This window comes from Legionella sp. PATHC032 (genome assembly GCF_026191185.1).
In the GTDB taxonomy this organism is placed as follows: domain Bacteria; phylum Pseudomonadota; class Gammaproteobacteria; order Legionellales; family Legionellaceae; genus Legionella.
In genome coordinates, this window is sequence record NZ_JAPHOV010000001.1 from 1,759,561 (window position 1) to 1,778,633 (window position 19,073).

Below are 19,073 nucleotides of genomic sequence, written 5' to 3' on the forward strand. Positions count from 1 at the left end.
TTATGAAAGTCGGTCAAGACAGTCTATCAACAAAATCCCAGTTAACAGTTGATGGAAAAACCTATAATTACTACAGTTTGAAAGAAGCTGAAAATAAACATTTTAAAGGAATTAATCGCCTGCCTTATTCCTTGAAAGTACTTCTTGAGAATTTATTACGTTTTGAGGACGGCAATACAGTAACAACCAAAGATATCAAGGCAATTGCTGACTGGCTCCATAATAAAACATCCCAGCATGAAATAGCGTTTAGACCGACAAGAGTACTAATGCAAGACTTCACAGGTGTTCCCGCAGTGGTAGATTTGGCTGCCATGCGTACTGCCATAGTAAAAATGGGAGGAAATGCAGACAAAATTTCTCCTCTTTCACCGGTCGATTTGGTTATAGACCATTCAGTCATGGTCGATAAATTCGCTTCAGCTGATTCCCTTGAAGTAAATACCAAAATCGAGATAGAAAGAAATAAAGAGCGCTATGAGTTTTTACGCTGGGGACAAAAGGCTTTTTCTAACTTTCAGGTCGTACCACCCGGAACAGGAATTTGTCATCAGGTCAATCTGGAATATTTGGGAAAAACTGTGTGGAATAGTGAAAATGATGGCCAGTTGTATGCCTATCCAGACACTTTGGTCGGCACAGACTCTCACACTACTATGATTAATGGACTAGGTGTCCTGGGCTGGGGAGTCGGTGGTATAGAGGCAGAAGCAGCGATGCTGGGGCAACCTGTATCCATGCTCATCCCTGAAGTAATCGGTTTTAAATTATCAGGTAAACTTAAAGAAGGAATTACTGCAACTGATTTGGTCCTTACCGTCACTCAGATGCTACGAAAAAAAGGTGTTGTTGGTAAATTCGTTGAATTTTATGGTCCTGGACTTAATGATTTACCTTTGGCAGACCGAGCTACAATTTCCAATATGGCCCCCGAGTACGGCGCAACTTGTGGCTTCTTTCCAGTGGACAAGGAAACAATAAAGTACTTGGAATTGACTGGTCGTGACAAACATACCATTGCCCTTGTTGAAGCTTATGCAAAAGCACAAGGTATGTGGTATGACAAAGACAATGAAGAACCCATATTTACTGACTCTTTACATCTTGATTTAGACAGCGTTGAACCTTCTCTGGCTGGTCCTAAGCGCCCCCAGGATAAAGTTAATCTCAGTTCATTACCTGTTGAGTTCAATAATTTTTTAATTGAAGTTGGAAAAGAAAAAGAAAAAGAAAAAACCTTTGCTGTTAAAAACAAAGATTTTCAAATGAAACATGGTCATGTAGTCATAGCTGCGATAACCAGCTGTACTAATACCTCTAATCCAAGTGTACTGATGGCAGCAGGGCTGGTAGCAAAAAAAGCGATTGAAAAAGGATTACAGCGTAAACCATGGGTTAAATCTTCATTGGCACCTGGTTCTAAAGTAGTTACAGACTATTTAAGGCATGCCGGCCTGCAAACTTATCTGGATCAATTAGGCTTTAATTTGGTTGGTTACGGTTGTACCACTTGTATAGGTAATTCAGGTCCTTTGCCTGATGATATTTCCCATTGTGTTTCAGAGCATGATCTTGTTGTTTCATCCGTTCTATCTGGTAATAGAAATTTCGAAGGGCGTGTTCACCCTCAAGTCAGAGCCAACTGGCTAGCCTCTCCCCCATTGGTAGTCGCTTATGCTTTATGTGGGACAACTTGCAGTGACTTAAGCAGGGAACCCATTGGGCAAGACAAAGAAGGAAATGATGTTTATCTCAAGGATATCTGGCCATCTAATAAAGAGATTGCTGCGGAAGTGGCTAAAGTAAGCGGTACCATGTTCCGTAAAGAATATGCTGAAGTATTTAAAGGTGATGCTCATTGGCAAGCCATTCAAACAAGCTCAGGACAAACTTATGAATGGAATCCTGATTCTACGTACATTCAACACCCTCCATTTTTTGAAAACTTAAGTCTGAAACCAGAACCAATCAACCCCATCAAGCAGGCTTATATTTTAGCTTTATTCGGCGATTCAATTACAACGGATCATATTTCACCTGCCGGTTCAATCAAAGCCAGCTCTCCAGCAGGCTTGTATTTAAAATCCAAAGGGGTAGACGAGAAAGATTTTAACTCCTATGGTTCACGTCGCGGTAACCACGAGGTCATGATGCGAGGCACTTTTGCCAATATACGCATTCGTAATGAAATGACGCCTGGACAAGAAGGTGGTGTCACTCGTTATGTTCCTACCGGAGAAACCATGTCGATTTATGATGCAGCTATGCGTTATCAGGAAAATCAACAAGACTTGGTTATCATCGCTGGTAAAGAATATGGAACAGGCTCTTCTCGCGATTGGGCAGCAAAAGGCACTAATTTGCTTGGAGTTAAGGCAGTGATTACGGAAAGCTTTGAGCGCATCCATCGTTCCAATTTAATTGGCATGGGTATATTGCCATTGCAATTCAAAGATGGAATGACACGTAAAACATTAAAATTGGATGGCAGTGAGCGCATCAGTATTGAAATCTCTGATAAATTAACCCCGGGCGCGATGGTACCTGTAACCATAGAAAGGCAAGATGGGGGCGTTGAGAAGATAGAAACTCTTTGTAGAATTGATACTGCTGACGAGCTCGAATATTATAAAAATGGCGGAATACTTCAGTATGTATTGCGCAAAATAAGCTCTTAACAATTGGGCACATTACGTGCCCTTCTCCCTTAGAGTGTTGGGTTCACAAAATATCTAGAGACGCATGAACACTGCATCACTAGGCAGCTGAAATTAGAATATCAATAAAAATTGATACCATAATCAGGAGAAACCCAACAACTTATAAATATTCAACAGTAATTAAACTGTACAGCCAAACTTTTCTTTACTCTGTTAACTTATCATAATACCATTTATACCCCATTCAATACCCGGGTTTATTGCACTCATAAAGGATAAATAATGAATCATTCGAAAAAGGTTCTGAACGTTTTTTCTTTAGTTATGATCAACGTCATTGCTGTAGATAGTTTACGGACCTTGCCTATCAGCGCAAAACTTGGATTTTCTCTGGTCTTTTATTATATTTTTGCAGCCCTTACCTTTTTTATTCCGGTAGCATTGGTTGCTGCGGAGCTCGCTACTGCCTACCCTAATACCGGTGGAATTTATGTCTGGGTTAGAGAAGCATTCGGGAGACGGGCAGGATTTATCACCATTTGGCTGCAATGGATATATAATGTGGTTTGGTATCCAACCATGTTAGCTTTTATCGCCGCCACTTTATCCTATTTAATCGCTCCCCATTTAGGAAATAACAAATTTTATTTATTAGGCACAGCACTTACTTTGTTTTGGGTATTTACTTTTTTAAATTGCTTTGGCATGAAACTATCCAGTATTGTAAGCATAATCGGCGCCTCCATAGGCACATTATTGCCTATGATAGTGATTATTGTTCTGGGTGCAGTTTGGATATTTCAAGGCAGACCTGTAGCAGTCAATTACCCCACAACATGGCTACCTGATTTTAGTTCATTAGGAAATCTGTCTTTATTTTCAGCGGTTTTATTTGGCCTGATAGGAATGGAAATGTCTGCTGTTCATGCTGAAGAAGTAAAAAACCCGCAAAGAGATTATCCAAAAGCCCTTTTTTATTCGGCCCTTTTAATTATATCCACCTTATCATTAGGTTCTTTGGCGATTGTTATTGTAGTACCAAACGATAGTTTAAGCGTTGTTTCAGGTCTTGTTGATGCTTATGCCATATTCTTTAATTCCTATAATATGCCATGGATGACATCAGTGATTGCCGTATTAATTATTTTAGGAGGCCTCAGTGGCGTATCAGCCTGGATAATAGGCCCAACCAAGGGATTACTAGTATCCGCACGCGATGGTTCTTTACCTGCGCTGTTTTCCCGTGTCAATAAATACGGCTCGCCGGTAGCAATACTGCTCACTCAAGGAGTTATATTTACTGTATTAAGCACAGTCTTTATTTTACTTGATTCAATTAATGCTGCGTACTGGGTGTTAAGCGATTTAAGTGCTCAAATGGCATTGTTGGTGTACATCATGATGTTTGCTGCAGCAATTAAATTGCGCTACAGTAAGCCCGAACAGCCACGTGGCTATACTATTCCTGGTGGCAATCTGGTAATGTCTTTTATCTCTGGAATTGGGATTATCTGCTGCATAGCCGCTATGATTGTCGGATTTATACCCCCCTCACAAATCCCTATAAAGAATGTTTTTCTTTTTGAGTGCTTTCTAATTGGCGGTCTCATTCTATTTGTTTTCATTCCCTGGTTATTTGCTAAAAAGCACGACGAGCAATTATGTAGTGAAGAGTAGTTGAGCAAGAAATTAAAGCCCACAAAAAAATTTGCTGGGCTTTTTAAGATTATTCTTAAGAGTAATTAATAATACTAACCTTCTTCCGGAATAGACATTAAACTGGCATTACCACCTGCAGCAGTTGTATCAACTGTATAGGTACGCTCATGGCAAAGGCGAATCAAATAGTTAGGACCTCCAGCTTTGGGGCCTGTGCCAGACAACCCTTCACCACCAAACGGTTGCAGGCCTACTACTGCTCCAATCATATTGCGATTTACATAACAGTTCCCTGCGTGAACCCTTTGCCTAATGTATTCAACAGTTTCATTAATTCGGCTATGTATTCCCAGTGTTAAGCCATAGCCAGTTTGATTGATTTGATTAATTACCTTATCCAGATCTTTTCTCTTAAACTGAATCACATGCAAAATTGGCCCAAATACTTCTTTTTCCAAAGCGCTGATATTATCAATTGCAATGGCTGTTGGTGGCATGAAATATCCTGATGAAACGTCATCACTAACGGAGCATTGATATAATATTTCATGATGTTTTTTCATGTTTTCGACATGATTTTTCAATATAGATAATGCTTCCTTGTCTATAACAGGACCTACATCAGTTGATAGCCATTGAGGATCACCTACCACTAACTCAGCCATCGCGCCTTTTAACAGCTCTACAGTTCTTGGATACACTTCTTCTTGCACATACAATACTCTAAGAGCTGAGCATCGCTGTCCTGCACTGCCAAAGGCCGAAGTGACAGCATCAACCACCACTTGTTCCAATAATGCTGAAGAATCGACAATCATTGCATTTTGACCGCCCGTTTCTGCAATTAAAGGAATGATTTCGCCACCTCGAGTAGCTAACGTCCGATTAATCAAATTCGCCGTGTCAGTCGAGCCTGTAAACAGAACTGCTTTAATTCGTTTATCTGCGACTAAAGCGGCCCCTATGGTCTCGCCAGCGCCTGGAATTAATTGAATTGCTCCTTCAGGAATACCAGCTTGATGCATTAATTTCACAGCGTAGGCTGCAATTAATGGAGTTTGTTCAGCCGGTTTAGCAATCACACAATTGCCTGTAACTAGTCCAGCTACGACTTGTCCCGTAAATATGGCCAAGGGAAAATTCCAGGGACTAATACACAATATTGTCCCGCGAGGATGTAAACTTAATTCATTTAATTCCCCCGTGTATCCATTAAAGCGTTGAGGACTACCCATAAGCTCTTGGGCTTTCTTGGCATAGTATCGACAAAAATCAATAGCCTCTCTTACTTCAGCAATTCCATCACTCCAGGTTTTACCAGCTTCCCGACAAGTTAATACCATGAGTTCTGCCATATTGGCCTGTAGTAAATCTGCAAATCGGTTTAGACAAGAAGCACGTTCTTCTACCGATTTCTTACTCCATGGTTCAAAAGCCAATTTTGCTTGATTTAATGCCGCCTCAACATCATCAAGAGTTGCTTGCTGCACAGATCCAATAGCATATGCCGGCTGCTGGGGAGACATAACCGTTTGCAGTAAGTCCCTGGATAATTTCCGACCGGAAATCATAGGACTTGCCTGCCATTCTTTTGTTTGAATTTTTGCCAGTTCCTGCTGCAATAAAGCGCGTTCAAGTCGATTTGTAAAGTCAAAACCTTTAGAGTTTTTCCGTACAGGTAAAAAGATATCCTCTGGCAATGGTATATTTTTGTTTATTTTATTAAATAACGATTTTGCTTTAATCACGGGATCTTCTACCAACTCGCTAATAGGTGCCTTATCATCCACTATGCGATTGACAAAAGAAGAGTTTGCTCCATTTTCCAGTAATCGTCGGACTAAATACGGTAATAAATCCTCATGGCTACCAACTGGTGCATAAATACGGCATGGAATACCATAACAATTAGCAGGAACAATCTGCTCATAAAGCTCATTACCCATGCCATGCAGACATTGAAATTCAAAATCTCTATAATCCCCTACCACATTCAGAATCATTGCCACAGAATAAGCATTATGAGTTGCAAATTGTGGATAAATAGCATCGGTCATAGTCAGGATTTTTTTTGCGCAAGCCTGAAATGACACATCAGTAAACACTTTACGGGTAAAAACCGGGTATTCAGAAAAACCTTGCATTTGCGTTTTTTTGATTTCGCTATCCCAATAGGCTCCTTTAATCAATCTGACCATAATACGCCGCTGCTTACTTCTTGCCAGAGCAGCAACCCAATCCAGGACATAAAACGCTCTTTTTTGATAGGATTGAACGGCCAAACCAAACCCATTCCATCCCTGTAAACTCTCATCATTAAACACTTTCTCTATCACATCAAGCGAAAGATCCAAACGCTCTGACTCTTCAGCATCAATTGTTAAAGCAATGCCATAGTCCTTTGCTAAACGCGACAAGGCCAATAGTTTGGGAGGTAATTCTGCCATGACACGCTCATGCTGAAATTCACTATATCGTGGGTGTAAGGCAGAAAGTTTGATGGAAATACCAGGGCGTCTGTATACGTCTGAATGTTTATCCGCTTTCTCTCCAATTGAAATGATTGCTTCCTTATAGGCTTCAAAATATCTTGCGGCATCTGCAGATGTTAAAGCAGCCTCACCCAGCATATCGTAAGAATATCTGTATCCCCTATCTTCCTTTTTCTTCGCTCGAGCTAAGGCTTCATTAATGGTACGTCCCATCACAAATTGCTTGCTCATAATTCGCATGGCTTTATCAACAGCTTTTCTGACAACAGCCTCACTACTTCGATTAACCAATTTTAGTAACGCTTTGGTTAGTGTATTTTCAGCTTTTTCAGGAGTTAAAACTTTACCAGTTAACATTAATGCCCAAGTAGTGGCATTTACAAAAAAAGATTCACTCTGTCCACGATGGGCTCCCCAATCACCGCCAGCCAATTTATCTTTAATCAAATTATCTATGGTGGCATTATCGGGAACGCGCAATAACGCTTCCGCCAGACACATTAAGGCAATTCCCTCATCGCTTGATAAGGCATACTCTGTTAAAAAAGAATCTATTCCGGTGCTTTTCCTTCTCTCGCTGCGAACTGATTCAACCAATTTTGTAGCACTGGTTTTAATCGCGATCATTTGCTGAGGTTCAAGCGCTGCTTTTTCACTCAGTTCTGTAATTAAAGAAAGCTCATCCATACGATAAGCTTTATTAATAGCTGCTCTTAATCCTTCCGGTAAATGAATGGACTGCTTTTCCAGCATAATGTTCTCCAAAACTAAAGTGATAATTGTAAAAAATCAGTATTAAATTTTTACCATATACGACAAAAATTAAATTCATTATTCTCACGATGAAGAAATCCAATCATGATATCTTACACCAGCTTATTTGCCATGCCCTATCTCTACGAAAAGGCAATATTTTGGATAAAATCATAGTATCGAGTAATGAGTTGGGCTATACAAAACCAATGCATCAGCACCCATTTTGTGGCATATTATATGACGACAATCCTATTCGATAAAGTAAAAACGTGCTTTTTAATCCATAAAAACTGAATTAATTTTACTTATTTTGATCTAGTTTTAATCTAAAAGATCACTGTTTAACCATAAGAATTGTATTAATTTTGTGCTTAATTTTTATTATTTAACCAAACGTCTGTTCCAACCAACAGTTAACCCCATGATATGATTAATATTTTCACCCAATGGATAACTTAAGCTCTTATAAATTTACAATTAACTTATTTGTTAATATAATCACCATCTTTTGTAATAACCAATAATGGTGATTTAACAAGAAGAAAGGAGCAGTATGAATACATTATTTACTCTAATCTCAACTGTATTACTAACAAGCAACATCACATCCAGCACCCCATTATTTGCCAAGCCTGGAACAGACATTAACACCCAGGTGCAACATCTTAGCCACAAGGCCCCACAATTAAACAAAAAAGTTTTAAAACTTGCCTTGACAGCCTATAAAAATGCGAGCAAGAGAGGGGCAGTTAAAAAACCCGTTCTTACCGTGATTGATTATTCCTTACCTTCCAATAAACAACGTATGTGGGTATTCGATCTTCGTAACGAACGCCTATTATACAATACTTACGTAGCCCATGGTAAAAATTCTGGAGTCAATGTTGCCAGGAGTTTTTCTAATAGAGAGTCCAGCAAACAATCCAGCTTAGGTACCTATATCACCAAAAACACCTACATCGGACACAAAGGCTATTCCTTGAATCTCCAAGGTTTGGATAGAGGGTTTAATGATAATGCATACAATAGGCGTGTTGTGATACATGGCGCGTGGTATGTTGAACCTGACTTTATCAAAAAAGCTGGCCGTGCTGGTTTATCCTGGGGCTGTCCGGCTATAGCACAAACCTTAGCAAAACCCGTGATCAATACCATTAAAAACGGTTCGGTTGTTTTTGCTTATTACCCCGATAAGAAGTTTTTATCTAACTCAGGATATCTGGTAGCATAAATAAGTAAGCCAGGGACTCAGCCCTGGCTTTTCGCAGTCATCCGTATAAGAACTTACGTTCTTATTGTCATCCTGACAAATCAGATCCCTCTGATTGCACATCCATTTGCACGACTCATATCCTTATAAGTCTTGATTAAAATTTAGCAACTGAAAGAGAGAAGTGCAAGGCGTTAAATCACCCTTTTACCCAATACTATTTTCAATGTATGAATGGTATTTTTTTATTATTGCAATTAAAATCAATAACTTAATCATTTAAGCAGTAATTATTTACAGGCAAATACAATAATTTCTTCTATTGAATTGAGAAATTTCTTACATCAATTACAGCTTAAATAACGTCATTTTATCTTTTAAAGGAATATGCAGCTTGATTATGTCATAAGATATGGTAGTTTATTTACGATGAAATGTAGCAAGGTATGATTATGAACCAACAACTAAATGCAACCAAAAAAGATAAGCTTCAGGTAATTGATTGGCTTATTGAAAATTTTCCTAATGCATTTTTTAAAAAAGGGAACCAGGTCAAACCGCTCAAAATTGGAATATTTGATGATCTGATTGATTTTTATGAGCGACTGGATACACCACCTTTTAGTAAAAAATCATTACGAGAAGCATTAAGTTATTACAGTGCTTCCCCAGCTTATTTAAGCTGCCAAAAACCTAATACAGCACGTGTAGATATTTATGGTAATGAAATTGATGTGGTTACGCCAGAGCAGGCCAAGTATGCTTATCAGCGTTATCAGGAGCGGTATGGTAGTAAAAAAAGCCAAGAGTTAAAATAGCGAAAATATCTCAAGCCCTATTAACTCAGGCGCAGAAAAGCTACATTTGGCTTTGTTTTATTGTAGAACCATAATGTAATTAATACTTACATCAGAAACCAGAGTGGCTCTCCTAAGGAAGGGATTATAGCATAGGCCTTTCATATCAATAAGATTGAAATCGAACAGGCGTGCCATTTTGACTAACTCACTGGGTTTAATGAATTTATCATAATCATGTGTTTGTCTGGGTAACAAATTAAGCACATATTCTGCAGCAATAATAGCGCCAAGATAAGCCTTTAATGTTCTACTAATAGTTGATAAAAATAATAGTCCATTTGGTTTTAATAAACGCCTGCAATGTTGTAATACCAACTCAGGGTTTTGTACGTGTTCCAATAATTCCATACAAGTTATTGCATCAAAACTTTGATTCTCATACTCTTCAATAGGACTGCAAAAATAATCAATCTGCAACTGGTTTTTATGAGCATGTTCTTTGGCAACTTGAATGGCTTCTGGTTCTGCATCCAATCCACTCATATAAGCCCCTGCCTTGGCCATAGACTCGCAGAGTATCCCGCCACCGCAACCGACATCCAATATTCTCAGCCCCTTCAGATTGATATGTTCTGAAAGAAATTCAAAACGAGCGCCATTGATATCATGCAAAGTTCTGAGAGGGCCATTAACATCCCACCAATCATTTGCAAATTGGGCAAATTTGTGTACTTCTTCTGTAGCGATAGTCGATTCAATTTGATTCATAAGACAATAAATCCATTGGTTTAAAAAATTCAATGACGCGTTGATTAGTAATAAAGCTTACATTATATGGGTGTTCTGAAACCAATCCTATCAATAATTTATTTGGAGGTATTTTCTCAGCAATTTTACCAAATAAGATTAACTGCACATTAGGCTTCCTGATGGCCAATTGCTCAAATAAATTTTGCATAAATGGCTTCCAATGGCGCGCGTGATACGGAACCTTACCTTTACTGTATATCAGGGAAGCATTCAATAATAAAATTCCCTTTTTCATCATTCCCTTAAAAAAGTCTTCTGCAGTTTGTACTAAACAGGATTTATCTATCCTGGAAATCGCTTCTTGCGAGGTATTTTCGTGTAAATCGCCGCGAGCGATCAATAACGTTTTAATCCAGTTGCGTAGTGAGGTGGCTCGATTAACTTCTTTACTTAGCCCTGTGGAGCTCCACAACAAACCTACAGAATTATCCCAAAAAGCATACCCATTAGCGGAAATTTTGCGTGGGTATGGAGATTCCCCCAAAAGAATATATTGTGTTTGACTCAAAGGCAGGCTAAAAGCAGAAAACAGTTGATTTAGTCCAGGTAGCCAATGGCTATCCTTTTGTATTTGTTTTAAGTAACAACTATCCATTGTATTCAATGCTTTCATCAGAATTTCTTTCCATTCCTCATGGCATCCAACCAATAAACTCTCATACATCTTAATTTTTACCTTTTCGTTATGATAAATAAATTTTCAAATTGGTTTTTTTTGATAATTCCCTATGTTTTTAAACAAGATTTCAACCACTTTAACATTATTCTTAGACCATGAGAAATTATCTTATTTCAACATCAAGAAACAAACCTGCTTTATCCATTGCATCCAGTAGTTACCCTGAATAAAACCTGGGGTTGCCAATAACTTATTTGTTGGTTGCAGCAATTTTCTTGCCATCTCAATCATGGTGTGTTGCCTGAATATTCAAATTACTCTAACATCATTTAAAAATGATAATCTGGAGTGATTATGTTTTTGGCCAACTGCAATATAGAGGAATTAGTTACAGAGCATATAAAACAATTTCTGGCAGATGAAGAATTGTCTTTCTCTGGCTTAAAAGATTTAATTCTCAGTAAAGCCCCAATTCCCTGGATTCATTCTTCTGTAACAGCCACTCTGCTTAAATCCAGAGACTCCGATAAAACAGAAGTAAAAAAAAACCTTGAACAACAAGCTTATAAAGCTCAACTGGCCGAGGACAAAATTCAAAAAGAACAGGATGATGCCGAAGCATTAAAAGATAAAAAATTAAAGGAAATTTTAACTCGTGAATTAAACCACATCCCAACCCAAATCAGCGAACAGCAAACGGAACTCAGATTACTTCATTATAAACTCGAGCGACTCTTCGAAAGCCAAGCTAAAGTCGACGTGATTCAGCATTCTGATTCTCCTTTGAAAAAGACAAAATCGTCTTCCAGCCATTCTGCATCGATTGAGCGTCTACAAAGATCTATCAATGAGCATGAAATTAAAATTCAATCACTTTTTGAACAGGAAATTAACAACAAGATAAAATTAAACGAAATTGAAAAGCGTGCCAGCGTACGCTCACAACATCACACTAAAAGGGTTAAACGCGCTCAGGCAAGAATTGGATACAATAGCACTGGTGAGGATGTTGTCAGTACATTATCAGGAAAAAATCAATCCATTTTGTTGCGAAGTATCCAAAAACAACATAACGCTCTTGAAAAAAAATGTAGTGATCTCATTCAGGAAGGCGATCAAATTAATTATCCATTATTTCTTGAGGAACTTCAGAAGTTTTTAAATAAAAAAAATCGCAATTTATCTTCTCAAGAAATCGATGCATTAAAGTCTGTTATAAAATTTATAAAGCAACACTTGGAATTTGAGCATGAGGCAATCAATACACAATCCAGTCTCCATATTAAAAAGCAATCCATCAGTTCCCAAATTGAAAAATTACGAGAACTACAAAATAAACTAAAAACTTTAAAAAACAATAACCCTCATTTGACAGCAGCAAATGAAGAATTAGTTTCACGTAATTTGGAATTAGCCACGATGAAAGAGCATCATGCTAACTTACGTCATCGCTTGGGTACCCCGGCTTTACTCTTATTTGGATTAACTTTTCTATTTTCAATTCCTCTTATTTTAACCATAAGCGGAGTAATCCCCTTTTTCATGGCGCCTGCGCTGCTTTATATTTTGGTCTCAGCACCTCCAACCATCCTCCTGCTATCAACTCTTGGTGTTGGCATAGCGGCTATCATTTTCAGTTTTAAAATGCATTCCAATGAATCAGCTATTAAATCGAATTTGCAAGCGATTGAATCAAACTCCAGTCAAATGAGTCGAAATTCCCAAAATTTAAAATCATTGGAAACGCTTACAATACCCACTCTGGATATGCAAATCAAAAAAGATGAAAATTTAAGAGATCAATTAATGCTTTCTTTGCAAAAACTGCAACGCCAAGCTGCTCAGGCCTTCCAGAAAGCAAAAGAAGTAGAGTGTCTATCCTATGCCAACTCTTCACTTTTAAATTCCAGCAATACTCAACCCTGTGACACCTCATTATCGACACATTCAGAAAAATTCGACGAAGCACTAAATGACTCTGATGACTCCCTGGAAAAAGTGAAAGAAGAAACAGTTAATGGAATAACCTAAATTACCTTCCTATCAATAAAATTTCAATGGAGCAAGATTGATAAATTGGTCTTTATGATCTAAAATGCAACAACTTGATTATTGGGAGCAATCTATGTCTCTTGCTACTTATGACGTAAAACAGGAACTCGTCAAGCTTACCCAGAATTTCTTATCTATTGAGAATCCATTTTCTGAATTAAAGAACTTATTAATTGATAAAAAGATCGTTACAGAGATTCATAATCAAATAGCCGTGCAGTTATATCAAATTAAAAAATCAGACGAAACAGCTGTGATTACGCGTTTAGAAAAAAGCGCTTACGAACAACAAATGAAAGAAGATGACGATGAAAAAAATCGAGATGGTGAAGAGTTACGCCAAGATCTCCTCCAAAGGAATCATTTGACAAGACAGCTCCAGATTTTGGGAGTCCGTAAAGAGCAATATGAAAGAGAATTGCTCATCCGCAATACAGTATCCCATGTCCATACTCATCCGGACACTCCGGTAGTTCATCAACATCCTTCTCAACCAATATCTGCACCCTTGCTAAACCCTAATACTCACGTGCACACTCATCTTGAAACCACTTTAAGTAACCAGGATATTGAGCTGAGTATTCAGAGGATTAACAGAAGAATTTCAGAGATAAATAAAGAATTGGAAACTCTCGACTCCAGAAATAATGAAAGAGAAATTCGCAGAGGCGATAGAGAAAAACGCCTTCAAGCACGCCTTAATTATGTCCAAAAAACAGCAGGAGTTGCCAACACCCTATCTTCTAACAATCAAAAAAAGCTGCTATCCAATATTGAGAAAGAAAAAGAATCTCTCGCACAACAACATTCCGCCTTGCTTATGAAAGCGAAACAATTAAATTACTCCACCTTTGTCGAGCAACTTGAATTGTCTTTGCAAACTATGCAACGTCCTTTTCAAGAAATAGACGCATTGAAAGCTATTGTAAAAAGGATGAAAGAGCATTTGAATTACAAAGAAAAAGCGGCGTCTATTCAATACCAATTAAATAATACAGTGCGTACTATTGGGGAAAATACGAGTAGCTTGGAACGACTTCAATCCAAATTGAGATCATTACAACTTGCCAACCCTGATTTAACAAGGAGAAATGAGCGCCTTGCGGAACAGAATAGGGAACTTCTTGAGTCGTATAATACCCATACCAAAACTCGAAATAAACTGCTTCTTCCTACCTTTATCTTAGCAGGACTGTCCTTGCTCTTTTCTATTCCATTGATATTAACCCTGGCTGGAATCATCCCCTATGTTATCGCTCCAGCTGTATTGCTAACTTTGGTTATTACTCCTCCCGCCTTGTTATTGCTTGCCGGACTTGGTACAAGTATTGCGGCAATCACTTATGCTGTGAAAGCTTACTTCAATAATTCGACTATTGAATCAAACGAGGAAACAATAGAAAGTAATAGACGGCAAATGGGAACAAACCAAAAGGAAATTTACACTCTGGAAAATCAAACAATTCCCAATCTTGAAAAAGAACTGTTAGAGAACGAAAAAATTAAAAATCGCTTAACTGATGAATTACAGTATATGGAAAACCTGGCCGAGCAAGCCTTAAAACAAGCAAGCGAAGTAGAGCCATACGCCTATTCATCTATGCCTTTCTTTAACCCGGAAGTTATTGTTCATCAACATCCTTCTGTAAGCAATGGTATGGTGACCCCTAGTGCTCCGCCTCTTGATCCCCTCTATCCTGTTGTTCGACATTAACTTCCAATCTGGGTTATTAAACCAGGCTGTCATCTGGGTAACTTAATATGATTTCCCGGATGACATAGTGGCCTATAAGTTTCTCTTTAAATAATGACCACAGGCAATTCAGACCAGGAAGTGGTATAACTGGGAGAACGTAACTGTGCCCGCATAGCCCAAGGCTTCACATACCCTTCTGCTGCCAAACGTAAGGTATGACGGCCATATTTCGTATTGATTTCATCTAATACCGACATCAATCGCTCTGTCTGATTTAACTCTTTCTCTGAAACCTGGTTAAACAGATCCAGCTGCAAACAGTTTTTTTCAATTAAATCTCCTAAATAAACACCTACCTTTTGATAATGAAATCCAGAGCGAAATATTTTACGCAGGCACAATTTGGCACAACGAATCAAATATCGCAGATCATCAGTTGGATTAATCAATTTAAACCCTATGGATTGCTGATATTGTGGCAAATCCAAACGGAATCGATTGGTTTTGATAAAGATGGAAAGATGGCATGCCATTAATTTTTGATGTCGTAATTTTTCCCAGGCTCTGGCACAATGGCTGCTGATGGCCTGAGCAAGAGCAGAATACTCTGTTTGCATAGAACCAAAGGATTTGGAAGATATAATACTTTTTCTTGACTCAAAATCCTGTAAACTACCGCATGAAACACCTCGCAACTCAAGCACTGTTCGTTGCAATACAACACTAAATAATTTTTTAATTAGTTGCAAATCCATACCAGCCAAATCATGAGCGGTATAAATCCCCTGCTGTACTAGCTTTTTACCCCATTGCCGCCCTATCCCCCATACCTCACCAACAACTATTTTAGCTAACCAATGATATTGATTTTCAATGTTAAACACGGGGACTCTTAACTCTTTTTTCGCAATATAATTTGCCAGTTTAGCCAGAGTTTTGGTTGCTCCTATACCTATGGATACGGGGATACCGGTATGGCGCAAAATAGTTTTTTGTAACTTGCGACAAAACTCATCATATTCAGACTGAGGCAAGGTATTCAAATCAAGGAAAGCTTCATCAATGGAGTAAATCTCTATTGCTGGCCAATTGTCTTCCAGAACTGACATAACCCGACGTGACATATCAGCATACAATGAGTAATTGGATGAAAACACATGCACTTTATGCTGTTTACATAAGGCCTTGACTGCAAAATACGGCACGCCCATTTGAACACCCAAAGCCTTGACTTCATTAGAGCGCGCTATCACACAACCATCATTATTAGACAAAACCAGAATGGGTTTATTCGCTAACGCTGGTTTAAACAACCGCTCACACGAGACATAAAAATTATTACAATCGACCAGCGCAAACATCACAATACCGTATGAATGACATGAGTGACGACACCCCAAATCACCATATCGTATTCCTCTGTGATATCTATGGGAGGAAAATCAGGGTTTTCAGCCAGCAACTTAACTTGCCCATACTGACGGAATAACCGTTTTACTGTCAATTCGCCATTCAAAGCAACGATTACAATTTTTCCATGAGCAGCCTCTATGCCACGATCAACGATTAAAATATCACCGGAATAAATGCCGGCGTTTAGCATGGACTCTCCAGAGGCTCGTACAAAAAATGTGGATGCAGGATGCTTGATCAGGTACTCATTCAAATCCAGCATGGATTCAATATAGTCATCACCGGGAGAAGGAAAACCAGCTCTTACAGAACTGGAATATAAAGGAATCGCTGGAAATTCTTTTTCTCCTTGAAGATATTTCACCACATCCTGTATACGAGATTCAGGTATACGAACTGATCTGGTTGCTTCTCCATATTTACCTTGTCCTCGAGGGCGTCCAGCACCTGCTCGTGCACCACCATGAGACATATATTCCCCAACCTTGAATTTTGAATCAAAATTCAAGTTTAGTTTTAAAGTAGTAAATTGTAAAGTCCAGACAATAATGGGAGTTCCATATGACGACTATTCTGAATTGACGCCAATGCTCAAATTACGCTATTGTTGGGGATTTAGTGTAAGACTAAAGAGCCATGGTTAAATTATATAAGGAAATAATCAATTCAATAGATAATCATCAGACAACTATGGTGGAGCAACTCCATCAATTTTGTGAAATCAATTCTGGAACAACTAATTTGACAGGATTAGCCGTCATGGCTGAGGCATTGTGTTCAGCATTCAAACCAATCGCTGACACCACAGAATTAATAAAATTACCATCTTTGTCTGTGATTGACATGACCGGAAGCACGGTTACGCAATCCTGTGGGGATGTCTTATTCATTAGCAAACGCCCCCACTTAAAACGCCGAATTCTGCTAAGCGGTCATATGGATACGGTTTATTCCGCCAGCAGCCCTTTTCAAAAATTAAGCTACCTCGATGCTAATCAAATCAATGGTCCAGGTGTTGCAGATATGAAAGGCGGACTAATCGTCATCTTGCATGCATTAGCAGCCTTTGAAAATACCAGATTTGCGGAAGCAATGGGTTGGGATGTGTTAATTAATTCAGATGAGGAAATTGGCTCGCCTGCATCAAGTTCATTATTCAAAGAATTGGCACATCGCTATCAAGCCGCCCTGGTTTATGAACCAGCAATGACACCTAAGGGTACTTTAGCAAAAAACCGCAAAGGCAGTGGAAAATTAACACTGATAGCAACAGGAAAGGCGGCTCATGCTGGCCGGGCATTTGATGAAGGGAGAAACGCCATATGCTATCTTGCTGAAGCAGTTACTGCTGTTCATGCCTTAAATGGACAAAGAAATGGAGTAACAATCAATGTAGGTAAAATTGCTGGTGGAGAAGCGCTGAATGTTGTTCCTGATAAGGCAGTAGCTCAGCTGGATATCCGAATTAGTCTACCAGAAGATGAATTTTGGGTAAGGAATGAATTGAATAAAATCACCAGACAGCTGGAACGACCTGATTATTCCCTAAGTGTGCATGGCATTTTTGGACGACCTGTGAAGCGTATCTGCTCAGGGACAGAACGGCTTTTTCATCGGATTCAAAAAATTGGAGAAGCGCTTGGTTTAACTATTGACTGGAAAGACAGTGGGGGTTGTTGCGACGGTAATAATTTAGCTCATTATGGCTTGGCTGTTCTGGATACCCTAGGTGTTCGGGGAGGCAATATCCATAGTTCAGATGAATATATATTACTTGATAGCTTATCAGAGCGCGCTGCTCTTAGCGCACTTCTTCTGATAGATTTGGCACAGGGTGGTTTAGAGGATCTAATAAAATGATGTTATTTCGTAGTGCTCGCGACTCTGATTTGGATGCGATCCATCAACTGGCACAAATCAGTGGTGTTGGGATGACAACTCTCCCTAAAGATAAAGAATTATTAAAAAAACGCTTGGAATGGTCTTGTGAATCCTATCAAAGAAATGTCACTAACCCAGGTTGTGAATATTATTTTTTTGTCCTGGAAGAGCAAAAAAATAAAAAAATTGTCGGCACCTCCGCTATAGAAGCAAGCACAGGTTATGAAATACCTTTTTATTCTTATAAACTCTCTAAAAGAACCAGAGTCTGTCATACACTCAATATACGCAGTGATTATGAAGTATTAAGTCTGGTCAATGACAATCAAGGTCGCACGGAAATATGCACTCTATTTCTTCATCCTGATTATAGAAAAAACAATAATGGCCTATTGCTTTCGAAAGGACGCTTTTTATTTATGGCACAATATCCTCATCGTTTTGCCCCGATTGTTATTGCCGAAATGCGCGGGATCTCTGACGATAAAGGCAACTCGCCATTCTGGGATAATGTCGGGGCTAATTTTTTTCATATGCCTTTTGTAGAGGCAGATCGTCTGACACTAGCTACTAACAAACAATTTATCGCCGATTTAATGCCCCGAAATCCTATCTATGTCAAACTCCTCTCGCCAGAGGCACAAGCAGTCATTGGCAAACCACATCAATCGACAATCCCTGCCATGAATATTCTTTTAAAAGAAGGCTTTCGTTATAACAACTACGTTGATATTTTTGACGCCGGCCCTACTATCGAATCACCATTACTAGAAATTAAAACGATTGCTTCAAGTCGGATCATGGTTATTAAAAACATCAGTGATGAAGCGAGCAGCAGCAATCGCTATTTACTCGCCAATACCCAAATGGATTTTCGAGCAACAATTGGCCATTCTGTTTTTAATGAGCGAGAAAATACCTGCATTATTAGCAAAGAAACAGCAAAATTACTTGATGTAAAACAAGGAGATAGCCTGCGTATATCACCCATACGTACCGAAGATACTCCAACATTGTAACAAAGG

Annotated in this window: 13 protein-coding genes; 8 read left to right on the forward strand and 5 right to left on the reverse strand. The window is 38.8% G+C overall.

The window, feature by feature from the left end; genetic code table 11:
• The first annotated feature begins 2 nt into the window (after positions 1-2).
• Both acnA and OQJ02_RS07960 read left to right on the forward strand, forming a co-directional pair.
• Positions 3-2,678, forward strand: a complete 2,676-nt coding sequence (gene acnA, locus OQJ02_RS07955; protein WP_265718673.1) for an aconitate hydratase AcnA — start codon at positions 3-5, stop codon at positions 2,676-2,678.
• A gap of 264 nt (positions 2,679-2,942) precedes the next feature.
• Positions 2,943-4,337 (forward strand): APC family permease, encoded by a 1,395-nt coding sequence (locus OQJ02_RS07960; RefSeq protein WP_265718674.1) that lies wholly within the window; start codon positions 2,943-2,945, stop codon positions 4,335-4,337.
• A gap of 74 nt (positions 4,338-4,411) precedes the next feature.
• Here OQJ02_RS07960 and putA read toward each other — a convergent pair whose 3' ends face one another.
• Complete coding sequence (gene putA / locus OQJ02_RS07965) at positions 4,412-7,564, reverse strand: bifunctional proline dehydrogenase/L-glutamate gamma-semialdehyde dehydrogenase PutA (RefSeq protein ID WP_265718675.1); 3,153 nt, start codon at positions 7,562-7,564, stop codon at positions 4,412-4,414.
• 556 nt (positions 7,565-8,120) lie between these two features.
• Between putA and OQJ02_RS07970 the strand changes: the two genes are divergently transcribed.
• On the forward strand, positions 8,121-8,798 hold the full coding sequence (locus OQJ02_RS07970) for a murein L,D-transpeptidase catalytic domain family protein (protein ID WP_027221882.1): 678 nt from the start codon (positions 8,121-8,123) through the stop codon (positions 8,796-8,798).
• Between the two features lie 425 nt (positions 8,799-9,223).
• Positions 9,224-9,595: a ProQ/FINO family protein gene (locus tag OQJ02_RS07975; RefSeq protein WP_416209886.1), complete on the forward strand. Its 372-nt coding sequence runs from the start codon at positions 9,224-9,226 to the stop codon at positions 9,593-9,595.
• Between the two features lie 57 nt (positions 9,596-9,652).
• Here the strand turns inward: OQJ02_RS07975 and ubiG are convergent, their stop codons facing one another.
• A complete protein-coding gene (gene ubiG / locus OQJ02_RS07980; protein ID WP_265718677.1) occupies positions 9,653-10,345 on the reverse strand; it encodes a bifunctional 2-polyprenyl-6-hydroxyphenol methylase/3-demethylubiquinol 3-O-methyltransferase UbiG in 693 nt (230 codons plus the stop codon).
• The gene (locus tag OQJ02_RS07985; RefSeq protein ID WP_265718678.1) at positions 10,332-11,051 is read right to left on the reverse strand and encodes a uracil-DNA glycosylase family protein; all 720 of its coding nucleotides are present in this window, start codon (positions 11,049-11,051) and stop codon (positions 10,332-10,334) included. Before OQJ02_RS07985 ends, ubiG begins: the two co-directional genes overlap by 14 nt.
• A gap of 303 nt (positions 11,052-11,354) precedes the next feature.
• On the opposite strand from OQJ02_RS07985, the gene legC3 reads away from it, so the two are divergent.
• Both legC3 and OQJ02_RS07995 read left to right on the forward strand, forming a co-directional pair.
• Positions 11,355-13,037 carry a Dot/Icm T4SS effector LegC3/PpeA gene (gene legC3 / locus OQJ02_RS07990; protein WP_265718679.1) on the forward strand — a complete coding sequence of 561 codons (1,683 nt, stop codon included), beginning with the start codon at positions 11,355-11,357 and terminating at the stop codon, positions 13,035-13,037.
• A 64-nt stretch (positions 13,038-13,101) separates the two neighbouring features.
• A complete protein-coding gene (locus tag OQJ02_RS07995; protein WP_322783378.1) occupies positions 13,102-14,772 on the forward strand; it encodes a type IV secretion protein Dot in 1,671 nt (556 codons plus the stop codon).
• A gap of 86 nt (positions 14,773-14,858) precedes the next feature.
• Here the strand turns inward: OQJ02_RS07995 and OQJ02_RS08000 are convergent, their stop codons facing one another.
• Positions 14,859-16,115: a Y-family DNA polymerase gene (locus OQJ02_RS08000; protein WP_265718680.1), complete on the reverse strand. Its 1,257-nt coding sequence runs from the start codon at positions 16,113-16,115 to the stop codon at positions 14,859-14,861.
• Positions 16,115-16,639, reverse strand: coding sequence for a LexA family protein (locus OQJ02_RS08005; RefSeq protein WP_265718681.1), 525 nt, complete (start codon positions 16,637-16,639; stop codon positions 16,115-16,117). The genes OQJ02_RS08000 and OQJ02_RS08005 overlap by 1 nt, the downstream gene beginning before the upstream one ends.
• Before the next feature lie 164 nt (positions 16,640-16,803).
• On the opposite strand from OQJ02_RS08005, the gene OQJ02_RS08010 reads away from it, so the two are divergent.
• Entirely contained in the window at positions 16,804-18,027 is a 1,224-nt protein-coding gene (locus OQJ02_RS08010; protein WP_265718682.1) for a hydrolase, read from the forward strand.
• Positions 18,024-19,067, forward strand: a complete 1,044-nt coding sequence (astA, locus tag OQJ02_RS08015; protein ID WP_265718683.1) for an arginine N-succinyltransferase — start codon at positions 18,024-18,026, stop codon at positions 19,065-19,067. Before OQJ02_RS08010 ends, astA begins: the two co-directional genes overlap by 4 nt.
• Positions 19,068-19,073 lie beyond the last annotated feature (6 nt).